This window comes from Nocardia sp. NPDC058499 (assembly GCF_042719915.1).
Classification (GTDB): Bacteria; Actinomycetota; Actinomycetes; order Mycobacteriales; family Mycobacteriaceae; genus Nocardia.
Map to the genome: position 1 here is coordinate 211325 of NZ_JBHXMZ010000009.1, position 13429 is coordinate 224753.

Sequence of the window (13429 nt, forward strand, 5' to 3'; positions counted from 1 at the left end):
GGAGTGTGCTCGGGCGGCGGGTATTGCCGGTGATGCGGGGACTCTGTCCCGCATAGACTGGACGGCATACCTGTGCTGCCCCGAGATTCGGAGAATCGTTATGACCGGCGAAGTCCCGTCCGATGATCTCAGGCTCGCCGATTCCGATCGGCTGCACGCGCTCAACGTGCTGGCCGAGCACTATGCGGCCGGCCGGCTGAGCACGCAGGAGTTCTACGATCGCTCCGGTGAGGTCGCGGTGGCTCGCACCTTGGGGGCTGCCGGCACGTTGTTTCGCGGGCTGCCGGGGGGCGTCCCGTTGGAGAATGTGGATGGGCAAGTGCGTGTGGTTGCCGCCGGGCCGGAGGCGATACCGGCGGGTCCCGCGGAGGCCGAACTCGCGACATTGCGTAGCCGGGGTGCGCTGGTCGAATCGCTGGACTGGCTGATCATCGGGGCGACACTGGTCGCTTTTCTCGTTCTGCAGCTGGTGGTGGACTGGGACCACGCCTGGCTGGTCTGGCCGTCGCTGATCGTCACCCTGAGTATCCCCCGGGTAGTCCTGCGGTTCAGCGACGACGAGGAGGAGATCTACGAGGAGTTGAAGGAATCCGACGCCGCCGCGCGCAAGAAGCGGTTACGCAAGGCGGCCGAGCGGATCCGCCAGCTCGAGACCGGACGCGATCAGGACCGGAACTGATGGTCTGCTGTCCGCACGGCGGCCAGGGGTGCGCGAGCCGATCACGGAGGCACACCTGTGGTGGCCGTATGCTCTACAGCACCCGCCCAGCGTCCCTCAGGGCGTGTCCGGCAACCTCGGACACGCTGTCAGTCGCCGATTCGCTCGCCGGATACGGGATGGAAGAGGTGGACGGTGGCGTCCGGGTGGACCGCCATCGTCGCGTTTTCCGCGAGTTTCGCCGGTGACCTGGTCGCCGACCGGGCGACGAAGGTGATCGGCGATCCGTTGGGTGCGGGGTTGGATCCGCTGGTGCCGCGTGCGTAGACGTAGGATTCGCTGCCCAGTTCCTCGACCAGTTCGACGACCACGGCGAAGCCGGTGCCGTCCCGGCGCAATTCGAGCTGCTCCGGGCGGATCCCCACAGTGACCGTATCCAACCCGGTGCCGGCGAGAGCAGTGATAGCGGCACGGGGCAGCTCCAGGGTGGTCGCCCCGATCTCGACTCCGCCGGCGGTGAGGGCGGCGGTGAACAGGTTCATGGCGGGGGAGCCGATGAATCCGGCGACGAAGGCGTTTGCGGGACGGTCGTAGAGTTCGGTCGGCGTGCTGAACTGCTGGAGCCGGCCGGATTTCAGTACCGCGACCCGGTCGCCCATCGTCATGGCTTCGACCTGGTCGTGGGTGACGTAGACGGTGGTGGTGCCGAGGCGGCGTTGTAGTGCGGCGATCTGGGTGCGGGTCTGGACCCGGAGTTTCGCATCCAGGTTGCTGAGCGGTTCGTCCATGCAGAACACGCGCGGTTCGCGGACGATGGCGCGACCCATGGCGACTCGTTGCCGCTGCCCGCCGGAGAGTTTGCCCGGTTTGCGGTCGAGGTATTCGGTGAGGTCGAGCAGTTTCGCGGCCTCGGCGACCCGGCGCTTACGTTCTTCGTGCGGTATCCCGCGCATCTTGAGCGCGAAGCCCATGTTCTCGCCGACCGTCTTGTTCGGGTACAGCGCGTAGTTCTGGAACACCATCGCGATATCCCGGTCCTTCGGGGCGACACCGACCATATCCTCGTTGTCGATTGTGATGGTGCCGCCGTCGATTTCCTCCAGCCCGGCGAGCATACGCAGGGCCGTGCTCTTCCCGGACCCGGACGGGCCGACCAGGACGACGAATTCACCGTCGCCGATATCGAGATTCAGCGAATCGACCGCGAGCTGGTCGGCGCCCTGGTAGACGCACGACGCGTTCTTGTACGAGATCTCGGCCATAACGGTTACTCCTGATTCTGCAAGGCGGGGAAGTTATTTGATCGCGCCGAACGACAGGCCGCGCACGAGTTTGTTCTGCGCGATCCACCCGGCCGATACCACGGGTAGGGCGGTCAGCACGGCCGCTGCCGAGAGCTGCGCCCAGTACAGGCCCTGACCGGTGATGAAACCGACCAGGAATACCGGGACCGTCTGCGCCTGAACGGCCGTCAGATTCACCGCGAAGAAGAATTCGTTCCAGGAGAAGATGATGCAGATCAGCGCTGTCGCGGCGATCCCGGGGGACACCAGCGGCAGGATCACTTCCCGGACCGAGGTCCACAGGCCGGCGCCGTCCATACTCGCGGCTTCGAGTAGTTCGCCGGGAACCTCGAGGAAGAACGAGCGCATCATCCACACCGCGATCGGCAGATTCATGGCTGTGTAGAGGATGACCAGCGTCCAGATATTGTCGAGCATCCCGATATCGCCGACGATCACATACAGCGGGATGATCGCCGCGACCACCGGCAGCATTTTGGTGCTGATGAAGAAGAACAATGCATCCCTGGTTTTACGCACCGGCCGCAGGGACAGGGCGAACGCCGCGGGGATCCCGAGCAGCAGGACCAGTAGGGTCGAGATACCGGTCGCGAAAACGGAATTCAGTAGGGTCGTGCCGATACCGCTGTCCAGGACATCGCGGAACTGCTGCAGTGTCGGGGTGAAGAACAGTTTCGGCGGGTCGGTGTAGGCGTCGCCTTCCTCCTTGAAGGCGGTGAGCACCATCCACAGGACGGGAAAGAAGAAACCCAGCGCGATCACCCAGGCAAGAACCGCCCACACCGAGTCACGGGCGCGACGCCGGGCGGGCCGCACAGGTGTCGCCGCGGTGTCGTCGATATATGCGGTAGCAGCGGTACGCATCAGGCCGCCTCCTCGTTCCCGGTGAAACTCTTGAAGATCAGGCGCAACGCCAGGGTCGAGACGATGATGGTCGCGACCACGGTGACCACGCCCATGGCGGCCGCCTGCCCGATATCGAATCCGAGGAACGCGCGCTGGTAGATGTAGTACGGCAGGTTGGCGCTGGCGACCCCCGGCCCACCGGAGGTCATCATGTACACGGCGTCGAAGGTGTTGACCAGGTAGATCGCGCCGAGAACGGCGCCCAGTTCGATGAAGCGGCGCAGATGCGGCAGGGTCAGTTCGCGGAAGATCGCGAACGCACCGGCGCCGTCGACCCGGGCCGCCTCGACGATATCGCGGGGCATGGACTGCAATCCGGCGAGGATGAGCAGCATCATGAACGGCGTCCACTGCCAGACCAGGTTCGCCATCACCGCCGGGAGCGGGAATTTGCTGATCCAGTCGATCTCGCCGACGCCGAACGGCTGCAGTGCGAAATTGACCAGGCCGAAGACGGGGTCGAGCATCGTTGTCTTCCAGATCAGGGCCGCGGCTACCGGGGTGATCAGGAACGGGGTGATCAGCAGTGTGCGCACGATTGGGCGCCCGAAGAATTTCCGGTCCAGCAGCAAGGCCAGCAGCAGTCCGAGGATGACCGAGATCACGACGGTACCGGCGATCATGAGCACCGTATTCAGTGCGACGGTGCGGAATTGACTGTCGGAGAAGACGTCGATGTAATTGTTCAGGCCGTTGAACTGCTGCGATCCGGGGCGCACCAGGTTCCACGATTGGGTCGAGTAGTAGACCGTCACCAGGAACGGGATCTGGGTGACGACGATCATGAAGATCAGGGCGGGCAGCAGCGGACCGCGGCGCCGCCAGCCTTCCGCGCGGGAGACGGCGCGGCGTCCCGGCGGCGGTATCGCTTTTTCGGGCCCGGGGCCGGCCGGGGGAGCTTCTGCTGTGGTGGTGCTCGACATGGCTACTGCGCCTCCCGGTAGGTCTCGCCGACGACCTCGGCATACTGCTGCGCCTGTTCGAGCGCTTCACGGACGCTGATCCGGCCGGCGATCGCGGCGCTGATCTGCTGACTGACCCGGGTACCGAGATCCTGGAATTCCGGAATCGTCAGGAACTGCACGCCCGTATAGGGGACCGGTTCGACCGTCGGGTTCTCGGGATCGGCCTTTTCCATCGCCGCCAAGGTGGGTGGGCCGTAGGCGGCGGCCGCCTGTTCGTACTCCGGAATCGCATAGGTGGACAACCGGCTACCCGGCGGCACCCGCTCCCAGCCGAGTTCGTTGCCGACCATCTCGAGATAGTCCTTATCGGTCATCCAGGACACGAACTTCCAGGCCTCGTCGGGTTTATCGCTGGTGGTCGGAATACCCAGCGACCACGAATACAGCCAGCCGGTATCGGATTTCACCGCAGCGGGAGCCGGGGCGTAGCCGATCTTGCCGACGACCCGGCTCGCGGCGGGATCCTCGAGGACCGATACCGCGGCGGTCGAGTCGTACCACATGGCCGTGCGGCCCTGGGCGAGCTGTGTGGCGCATTCGCTGAAACCGCTCGTCGCGGCGCCCGATTGCCCGTGGTTGCGGACCAGATCGACGTAGAACTGCACCGCCCGCACCGTCTCGGGGCTGGTGAGCTGCGCGTTCCAGTTCTCGTCGTACCAGCGTCCGCCGAAGGCGTTGATCACCGTGTTGAGCGGGGCGAGCATTTCGCCCCAGCCGGGTTTACCGCGCAGGCAGATACCGGAGGTCTCACCTGGTGCGTCGAGGGCGGCGGCGTATCCGGCCACCTGTTCCCAGGTGGGTTCGGCCGGCATGTCCAGGCCGGCCTGTTCGAACAGGTCCTTGCGGTACATGAGGAACGAGGACTCACCGTAGAACGGGACCGAATACATACTGCCCTCGTAGGACAGCGATTCTCGCAGTGAGGGGATGAAATCTTCCTCGTCGTAGCCGGGTGTCCGGGCGGCGTATTCGGAAAGGTTGGTCAGCCAGCCGTTTTCTGCCCATTGCGGGGTTTCGTAATTGCTGATCATCACCACATCGAATTCACCGCCGCCGGTGGCGACCGATGCGGTGATCTTCGCTCGCGCCTCGTTTTCCGAGAGCGAAACGAATTTGAGTTCGATACCGGGGTTTTCGCTTTCGAACCGGTCGGACAGGGCGATGGCGTCCTGCATCTGTGAGTTCGAGATGATTGCGATGGTCACCGCATCGGCTCCGCCGCCGACGAAGGAGCCGGCGCCCGCACAACCGGACAAGGTCAGCGTCGTCGTTGCCGCGATCGCGGCGGCCAGATATTTCGAACGAATCCTCATCGGGGCGCTGCCTCCTTGTGTTCTACCAGCCACCGCGCGGTGTCGATATCGGTGACCGCGATATCGGCCAGCCCTGCGTTGAGTGCACCGAGAATCGCCTCATGTTTGGATGCACCGCCGGATACCAGCACGGCGGCCGGGCATGCGCGTACCGCGTCGAGCGGGACCGATACCGTGCGGGCGGTGAGCGAACTGTCGATATCGGCGCCCTCGCGGGTGTAGAACCGCCCGCCCATCTCGCCGACGGCACCCAGTCTGCGCAGTTCGTCCAGTAGGGCGGTATCGAGGTAGCTGCCCTCGAACAGGGTTGTCGCGGTGGAGACCGGTCCGATTCCGAAGATCATCACATCGGCGTTGCGGCCGACCTCGAGCGCGCGGCTCATCAGCGAATCGTTGTGCAGCGCGGTGACCGTCGCCGCGTCGGCGTACAGCGGCGCGTGCAGCCGGACCGGGTCGGCCTGCAACAGCTGCGCGCAGGTGCCGAGGGTGAAATCGACACCGGTCTGATAGTTCGTGGTGGTCATCGACCCGTCCAGTTGGACGACAGTCGCGCAGCGCGCGGACCGTGGTTTGAGCGCCTGCGCCACGGCGACGGTTTCCGGACCCCAGGTGAAGCCGAGGGTGTCTCGTTCGCGCAGTCGCCGCGCGAGCACACCGACCGCGGCCCGGCCCAGCGCGTAGTACCCAGCCGGTGATCCGTCGGGTACCGCATTGGTGACGACGGCTTCGGTGAGACCGAAGATCTGCTCGAGCTCGCGTTCGAGTTCGGTGTGCACGGTCGCACTCAGCTCGTCCGGGACGCTGATCTCGATACGGATCAGTCCCTGCGCGCGAGCCCGGGCGATGAGCCGGCCGGCCGTGGGCCGCGATACTCCGAGTTTCGCGGCGATCTCGGCTTGGGTGGCGCCCTCCAGGTGGTAGAGCGTTGCCGCGCGCAGTGCCAGCCGGACATCTTCGGATGCGAGCGGACGGGGCGGCTCGGTGGTCACGGGCACTCCTCGGTGAGCGGGCCGGTCGGCGGCCGGATCGGGGAACGGACCCGGCTCGAGGCGGCATCCCGGCGGTGCCGCGGTGAGCCGAACATCCGTGAGCAGATGATCAGACCATGAACGGGTGCTCACACAAGGTAGCATTCCGATTGTGACGTACACAACAGAAATCCGCCGGAGGGCTTGACAGGTGGGTGCCGGAAGCTCGGAAAGGAATGCGATGCAAGGACAATCGGTGCTTTCCGGACCGGTGCGGTTGTGCGCCGCGGCGATCGAGAAACTCGCCGGGGTCGTCTCCGTACCGTCCTACGACCGATCCGGGATCGAAACCGGCATCGTGCATTTCGGTGTCGGCGGGTTCCACCGGGCCCACCAGGCGATGTATCTGGATCGGCTGCTAGAACTGGGCGAGGCTCGCGACTGGGGGATATGCGGGGTCGGGGTCCTTCCCTCCGATCGGCGTATGCGCGATGTCATGCGCGAACAGGACTGCTTGTACACGCTGTCGGTCACCCATCCCGACGGCACCTGGGAGACCCGGGTCGTCGGTTCGATCGTGGAATATTTGTATGCGCCCGATGATCCGGAGGCCGTACTGGCGAAACTCGCCGACGAACGCACCCGCATCGTCTCGCTCACGATCACCGAGGGCGGCTACAATTTCTCGGCGGCGACCGGTGCATTCGATGCGCACAACCCGGCGATCGTCGCCGATCTCGCGCCCGGGGCCGTCCCCGCTACCACCTTCGGGATCGTCGTCGAAGCGCTGGCCCGGCGCCGGGAGCGCGGACTGATGCCGTTCACGATCATGTCCTGCGACAATATCGAAGGCAACGGGCAGATCGCCCGGACCGTCTTCACCGCGTTCGCCCGGCTGCGCGACCCGGAATTGGCGGAATGGGTCGAGCGGACCGGCGCATTTCCCGATTCCATGGTCGACCGGATCACCCCGGCCTCGACCGCCGGAACAGCCGCGGAAGTAGCGCGGCGCTACGGGATCGACGACGGTTGGCCGGTGGTGACCGAGCCGTTCACGCAATGGGTGCTGGAGGACGAATTCCCCCTCGGCAGGCCCGCCTACGAGAAGGTGGGTGTCCAAACCGTTGCCGATGTCGCGCCGTACGAGCTGATGAAACTCCGCCTGCTGAACGCGAGCCATCAGGCGCTGGGCTATCTCGGCTACCTCAGCGGATACCGGCTGGTCCACGAGGCCGCGCAGGATCCGGTGTTCGCGCGATTCCTGTTGCGGTACATGGATTCCGAGGCGACCCCGACGCTGCGTCCGGTGCCCGGTGTCGACCTGGACGTGTACAAGCGCACCCTGATCGAACGGTTCGCCAACCCCGCCATCGGCGATACCATCGCCCGCTTGTGCGCCGATTCCTCGGACCGAATCCCCAAATGGCTGCTGCCGGTGGTGCGCAGCCGGTTACGCGATGGTGGGGATATCACCTGCGCGGCGGCGGTGGTCGCCGGCTGGGCCCGGTATGCCGAGGGCGTGGACGAGCGGGGTGAACCGATCGAAATCGTCGATCCGCTGCGGGAGCGTCTCGGTGCGCTGGCCCGGAGGCAGCGCGCGCAACCCACGGCGTTCCTCACCGAACGCGGCGTATTCGGTGAGCTCGTCGACGAGCCGGCCTTCGTCACGCCCTACCTGGCCGCATTGCGGTCCCTGCACGAGAACGGCGCGCATGCGACGGTCGCGGCCTCAGCCGAGCAGTGGTGAACCGTCGGTGAGATCGCGGACGGCCTCGTACCGTTCCCGGATATGCGGGGCCGGTGCCGCCTCGTGAACCGTGGCGGCCGGGCGAGGCCACGGTGGCGGGGTGGTCGCGCCCGATAGTGCCCAGGCGGCTTGGCGGGCCGCGCCGTCGGCGACATATTCGCCGGGTTCGGGTACCGCGACCGGCATCCCGAAGATCGCCGGGGCGAGTTCGCGGACGGCCCGCGAACGCGCGCCACCGCCGACGAGCAGTACCCGGTCTGTGCGCACACCCTGCGCGCGCAGCCGATCGAGACCGTCGGCGAGCCCGCACAGCAGCCCTTCGAACGCGGCCCGGGCGAAATGTCCCGGTGTCGCGTTGGCCAGGCGTAGTCCGTGCACTGCGCCGGTGGCGGCGGGCCGGTCGGGTGTGCGCTCACCACTGAGGTACGGGACGAGAACCAGGCCGTCACTCGTACTGTTCAGCGCGAGCTCGGCGAGACGCTCGTGATCGACACCGAGCAGCCCGGCCACCGCATCCAGCACCGGTGCGCCGTTGAGAGTGCACAGCAGCGGGAGCTGCCTGCCGGTGGCGTCGGCGAACGCGGCCACCGCACCCGAAGTGTCGCCGACGACGGTTGAGCTGACCGCCGAGACGACCCCCGACGTTCCGAGCGACACGATCACCTCGCCCTCGCGAGCGTCCAGGGCGAGAGCAGCGGCCGCATTGTCGCCGGTTCCGGGACCCAGCGCCGCGCCGGACGCGATTCTCGCTGCGGCGCCGGCGATCTCGTTCGGGGCGGCGACCCGGGGAAGCGCCGGCCGCCGGGTGCCGAAGGCGAGTTCGAGCAGATCGGGCCGGTATCGGTCCGTGGCTGTCGCGTAGTAGCCGGTACCGCTCGCGTCACCGCGATCGGTGACGATCGACTCGATACCTCCGGCGCCGGCCAGCTGCCAGCTCAGCCAATCGTGTGGGAGGCAGACGCCCGCTGTCCGATCGGCCGCCGCGGGCTCGTTATCGGCGAACCAGCGCAGTTTCGCCACCGTGATGGCCGCGAGCGGCACGACACCGACCTCCTCGGCCCACGCGCGGGCGCCGCCCAGTTCCGCGACGAGTTGTTGCGCCGCCGCCGCGGACCGGGTGTCGTTCCACAGCAGGGCGGGCCGGACACAGCTGCCGTCCTCGGCAAGGGGCACCATGCCGTGCTGCTGGGCGGCGACCGAGAGGGCGTCGATATCGGCGAGTCCACCGGCCGCGGCCGCCGCCCGCTCGAAGGCGGACCACCAATGCGCCGGGTCGATTTCGGTGCCCGCGGGATGGGCCGCGCGACCCTGCCGCAGCAACGCACCGGTCTCGGCATCGCGAACAACGATCTTGCACGACTGCGTGGACGAATCGACACCGGCAACGAGTGGCATGTGGTCAAGCGTAGGGGCCGCCGTGATCGCGTGGCCGGGCCGGCGCCGCCCGGAACGGGCTGCTGCGCCCCGGGCCACCTGCCCTGAACGCAGCGTGGGAAGTTTACGGCGACCTCGGCAAAACCATCCGTGCCGGAGGTGCGCAGTTCACACTGGGAGCGTGGACATGGACGACCTGGGTCTGTTCGCGGGCACCGATGGGGTGGTCGGCGAACAGTTGTCACTGGAACGCCGCGCGGCGGGTCTCACCTGCCTGGAGCTCGACAATGCCGCGTTCCTGCTGCCGGGGACGACCATGCATGCCGAACGGGGTGGAAAGCTGTCGCGTAGGTCGCTGGAGGCGATCGCCCTGGTACTCGGGTTCGACCCGGGGGAGTTCTCGCAGGCATGTGCGCGGGAGGTTCGGCGCCGGTCGAGTTGAGTGCCGGGCGGGTTCCGGCGCCGCGCTCAGGGGCGCGGACTCAATCCTGTGATGGCGAGCCGGAACAGGCGGTGGGCGCGGTCGGCGGGGTCGGGGAGGGATTCGGTGGCCAGGGTGATGCCGATGATGAGGGTGATCAACTCCGTGATGGTAGCGTCCGGGGTGACCGTCCCGTCACGGACCGCGCGATGGAGGAGCGGGTCGCCGGCCTCGTGAATCGTTGCCGCGCAGGAGTTCTCCTGTATCGAATCGGGTTCGAGGTCGTAGGACAGTGCGGCCGCCAGGCCCCGGGCCTCGACGCAGTAGGTCACGACATCGCCCAGCCAGTCCAGCAGCGCGGCCCGGCTGTCGGCGGCGCCGGTCAGCTCCGCGGCGCGTGCACGCAGGACCTCGACCCGTTCGTGGGAGACCGCTTCCAGTAGGTCGCGACGGGTGGGGAAGTGACGGCGCACCGTGGCCGAGCCGACCCCGGCGGTGCGGGCGATCTGCTCCAGTGAGGCCGCGGAGCCGTGGGCGGCGACCTCCGCCTGGGCGACCGCGAGGATGCGCGCGTAGTTGCGCCGGGCGTCGGCGCGCTGCTGATCCGGCATCGTTTTCCTCCCGGAATTGCTAAGTGGCGGTGCCCGCCGTATTCTAGCGGAAGCTAAACGGCGGGCCCCGCCATTTAGTGTTTCGCCGCGATGGAGGAGAACTCATGCCTGAAGAAACCGCGCCCGTCCTGGTAACCGGTGCCACCGGCAAACAGGGTGGCGCCACCGCCCGTGCACTGCTCGCGGCCGGTATTCCCATCCGCGCTCTGGTCCGCGATCCGGCCACCGAGCCGGCGCGTGCTGTCGCCGCGCTGGGGGCCGAACTGGTCGCGGGCGATCTGCGTGACCGGGATTCGATATCCCGGGCCGCGACGGGTGCCCGCTCGGTCTTCTCGATACAGCAGGCGCCGCTGACGGCATCCGGTTTCGACTTCGCCGGGGAATACGACCAGGCCGTCAACCTGCTGGAAGGTGCGCGGGCCGCCGGCGTATCGCAGTTCGTGCACACATCGGTCTCCGGCGCCGGTCGGCATACCGAGATCCCCGGCTGGGCGGAGGGTCGCTGGGACGCGGTCGCGCCGTCACTGAACACCAAACAAGCCATCGAAGAGCAGGTTCGCGCCGCCGGTTTCGACCGCTGGACCATTCTCAAACCGGGTTTCTTCATGGAGAATTTCCTTCCCGAAATGGCCTTCCTCTTCCCCCGTGGGATTTCCGGTGGCTTGGTGAGTGTCCTGAAACCGGATACGCGGCTGTCGCTGGCCGCGGTGGCCGATATCGGGCGGGCGGCAGCCGCGGCCGTCGCCGAACCGGAACGATTCGATCGAGTGGAACTGGAACTGGCGAGCGACTATCTGTCGATGACCGAAATCGCCGAGGTTCTCTCGGAAGCTCTCGGTACACCGCTGGCCGCCCCGGATATGACCGAGGAGCAGGCGGTGGCCGCCGGTATGCCCCCGATGGGTGCCTCCCATGCCTTCATGAACGTCGAGGGCCAGCCCGCCCGGCCGGAATACGCGCGGGCACTGGGGATTCCGCTCACCGGATTCGGGAGCTGGGCGCGTCAGCATATGCGCAGCTCATAAACCCCCAGCGGCAGCGGTGGCTTCCCCGCCGGACCGCCCTTCGCGCCCGGAGCATCGGCACAGGGATTGACAGTCCGGTCCCGCACCGATAATGTCGGCCGTCTCATGGGTACTTTGTTGTTCTTCCTGTAATCACACCCTCGACACGTCGAGCGCCACTCCGCAGATGAGTGAGCCTCCGCGTTTCTTCACCCACCACGCCTTCCGGCACGGCCGGTTCCTCTCGCGTGTGGGTTCCCGTGATCACGGCCATATGCCGGGAACAGGAGGACATATGCTCACTGCTGCTCAACTCACCCTCTCCGAAATCACCAAACGCTACGGTGACCGCACCGTTCTGGACCGCGTCTCGCTATCGATCCGGCCCGGCGAAACCGTCGGTATCGTCGGCGACAACGGGTCCGGTAAATCGACACTGCTGCGGCTGCTCGCCGGGCAGGAACTGCCGGACAACGGCGAGGTCCGCGTTTCGGCGCCCGGCGGGATCGGATACCTACCGCAAACACTCGCACTGCCGGATACCGCGACCGTCGCCGACGCGATCGACCTGGCGCTGGCCGATATCCGCGAACTGGAAACGCGTGTGCGCAGTGCGGAAGCGGAACTGGGCGCTAACGGTCCGCTGGAACCGGCGCTGGACCGTTACGCGGAGTTACTGGCACGGTTCGAAGCGCGCGGCGGATATCAGGCCGACCAGCGCGTGGATACCGCGCTCGCCGGGCTCGGGCTGCCCGGCCTCGCACGAGACCGCCTGCTGGGCACCCTGTCCGGCGGACAGCGGTCCCGGCTGGCGCTGGCGGGCACCCTGGCGGCCGCGCCGGAACTGCTCCTGCTCGACGAACCCACCAACGATCTCGACGATATCGCGGTGGCATGGCTCGAACGGTATCTGCGCGGCCACCGCGGCACCATCGTCGCGGTCACACATGATCGGGTCTTCCTCGAACGCATCACGAATGTGGTGCTCGAGGTCGCGGACGGACAGGTCGCCCGGTTCGGCGACGGATACGACGGCTACCTGCGGGCCAAAGCGGCGCAACGGCGGCGGATGGCGGAGGAACATCAGCGATGGAAGGAGGAACTGGCCCGTAATCGACGCCTCGCGGAGTCGAATGTGGCGCGGCTGGATGCCATTCCGCGCAAACTTCCGCTGGCGGTGTTCGCGGCGGGGCCGTTCCGGGCGCGCGGCCGCGACCACGGCGCCCGCGGCCGGATCCGCAACGCCAAAGAACGCCTCGAGCGGCTCACCGATAACCCGGTCGCCGCGCCGCCGGACCCGCTGAATTTCACCCCGGACCTCGACGGCCACGTACGGGTTCCGGAGGGGCCGGTGGCCGAGATGACCGGCGTGCGGGTGTGCGGCCGGCTCGAGGTCGGCGAGGTATCCCTCGCCGCCGGTGCGCGGCTGCTGATCACCGGCCCCAACGGTGCCGGGAAGACCACACTGCTGCGGCTGCTCGCCGGGGAACTGCAACCCGATACCGGTTCGGTGCGGGTGACCGGCCGCGTGGGCTTTCTACGACAAGAGGAGGTGCCCTGGCCCACGGAGATCACCGTGCTGCAGGCGTTCGCCGCCGGACGGCCGTGGCATCCGGAGGAGCACGCCGGCGAACTGTTGCGGCTGGGGCTGTTCCGGCCGCAGGACCTGGGTATGCGCGTCGGCGACCTGTCGTATGGGCAGCGCCGGCGGATCGAGCTGGCGCGTCTGGTGAGCGACCCGGTCGATCTGCTGCTACTCGACGAACCGACCAACCACCTGTCCCCGGCGCTGGTGGAAGAACTGGAGGAGGCACTCACCGGCTATCGGGGCGCACTGGTGGTGGTCACCCACGACCGCCGGATACGCGAACGCTTCCAGGGCACCCGGCTCGAGATTCGGGACGGGGTGTGCGGGCGTGCCGCGCCGCCGGAAGCCCGGTTGGGCCGGATCGCATGAGCCGGGAGGTGCTCGATCGGTGAAATATCGCCCGAGCCGGCCGGTCCGGACCATCAGGTGTGAAATGCTCCGGTCCGAGCCGGTCCGAGCCGGTCCGAGCCGGTCGGAGCCGGTCGGAGCCGGTCGGAGCCGGTCGGAGCCGGTCGGAGCCGGTCGGAGCCGGTCGGAGCCGGTCGGAGCCGGTCGGAGCCGGTCGGAGCC

The 13429-nt window shown here is 67.3% G+C and carries 12 protein-coding genes; 5 read left to right on the forward strand and 7 right to left on the reverse strand.

The window, feature by feature from the left end:
* Nucleotides 1-100: 100 nt before the first annotated feature.
* Nucleotides 101-679, forward strand: coding sequence for a DUF1707 domain-containing protein (locus tag ACFWPH_RS25790; protein ID WP_378754686.1), 579 nt, complete (start codon nucleotides 101-103; stop codon nucleotides 677-679).
* A 128-nt stretch (nucleotides 680-807) separates the two neighbouring features.
* Here ACFWPH_RS25790 and ACFWPH_RS25795 read toward each other — a convergent pair whose 3' ends face one another.
* From ACFWPH_RS25795 to ACFWPH_RS25815, 5 genes are read right to left on the reverse strand one after another with little or no spacing between them, the layout of a single operon-like run.
* Complete coding sequence (locus tag ACFWPH_RS25795) at nucleotides 808-1920, reverse strand: ABC transporter ATP-binding protein (protein ID WP_378754687.1); 1113 nt, start codon at nucleotides 1918-1920, stop codon at nucleotides 808-810.
* 33 nt (nucleotides 1921-1953) lie between these two features.
* The gene (locus tag ACFWPH_RS25800) at nucleotides 1954-2826 is read right to left on the reverse strand and encodes a carbohydrate ABC transporter permease (RefSeq protein ID WP_378754688.1); all 873 of its coding nucleotides are present in this window, start codon (nucleotides 2824-2826) and stop codon (nucleotides 1954-1956) included.
* Nucleotides 2826-3791 (reverse strand): carbohydrate ABC transporter permease, encoded by a 966-nt coding sequence (locus ACFWPH_RS25805; RefSeq protein ID WP_378754689.1) that lies wholly within the window; start codon nucleotides 3789-3791, stop codon nucleotides 2826-2828. Before ACFWPH_RS25805 ends, ACFWPH_RS25800 begins: the two co-directional genes overlap by 1 nt.
* A gap of 2 nt (nucleotides 3792-3793) precedes the next feature.
* Nucleotides 3794-5146, reverse strand: coding sequence for an ABC transporter substrate-binding protein (locus ACFWPH_RS25810; protein ID WP_378754690.1), 1353 nt, complete (start codon nucleotides 5144-5146; stop codon nucleotides 3794-3796).
* Nucleotides 5143-6135, reverse strand: a complete 993-nt coding sequence (locus ACFWPH_RS25815; protein WP_378754691.1) for a sugar-binding transcriptional regulator — start codon at nucleotides 6133-6135, stop codon at nucleotides 5143-5145. Before ACFWPH_RS25815 ends, ACFWPH_RS25810 begins: the two co-directional genes overlap by 4 nt.
* A gap of 250 nt (nucleotides 6136-6385) precedes the next feature.
* Between ACFWPH_RS25815 and ACFWPH_RS25820 the strand changes: the two genes are divergently transcribed.
* Nucleotides 6386-7861, forward strand: a complete 1476-nt coding sequence (locus tag ACFWPH_RS25820; RefSeq protein WP_378754803.1) for a mannitol dehydrogenase family protein — start codon at nucleotides 6386-6388, stop codon at nucleotides 7859-7861.
* Here the strand turns inward: ACFWPH_RS25820 and ACFWPH_RS25825 are convergent.
* Nucleotides 7844-9256, reverse strand: a complete 1413-nt coding sequence (locus ACFWPH_RS25825; protein WP_378754692.1) for an FGGY family carbohydrate kinase — start codon at nucleotides 9254-9256, stop codon at nucleotides 7844-7846. The genes ACFWPH_RS25820 and ACFWPH_RS25825 overlap by 18 nt on opposite strands.
* Before the next feature lie 160 nt (nucleotides 9257-9416).
* On the opposite strand from ACFWPH_RS25825, the gene ACFWPH_RS25830 reads away from it, so the two are divergent.
* Entirely contained in the window at nucleotides 9417-9677 is a 261-nt protein-coding gene (locus ACFWPH_RS25830) for a hypothetical protein (protein ID WP_280418329.1), read from the forward strand.
* Nucleotides 9678-9703: 26 nt separating this feature from the next.
* Here the strand turns inward: ACFWPH_RS25830 and ACFWPH_RS25835 are convergent, their stop codons facing one another.
* Nucleotides 9704-10267 (reverse strand): TetR/AcrR family transcriptional regulator, encoded by a 564-nt coding sequence (locus tag ACFWPH_RS25835; RefSeq protein ID WP_378754693.1) that lies wholly within the window; start codon nucleotides 10265-10267, stop codon nucleotides 9704-9706.
* Nucleotides 10268-10371: 104 nt separating this feature from the next.
* Between ACFWPH_RS25835 and ACFWPH_RS25840 the strand changes: the two genes are divergently transcribed.
* Together ACFWPH_RS25840 and ACFWPH_RS25845 are read left to right on the forward strand one after the other, a co-directional pair.
* Nucleotides 10372-11292, forward strand: a complete 921-nt coding sequence (locus tag ACFWPH_RS25840) for an NmrA family NAD(P)-binding protein (RefSeq protein ID WP_378754694.1) — start codon at nucleotides 10372-10374, stop codon at nucleotides 11290-11292.
* Nucleotides 11293-11566: 274 nt separating this feature from the next.
* Nucleotides 11567-13228, forward strand: a complete 1662-nt coding sequence (locus ACFWPH_RS25845) for a TlrC/CarA/OleB/SrmB family ABC-F type ribosomal protection protein (RefSeq protein WP_378754804.1) — start codon at nucleotides 11567-11569, stop codon at nucleotides 13226-13228.
* Nucleotides 13229-13429: the final 201 nt, after the last annotated feature.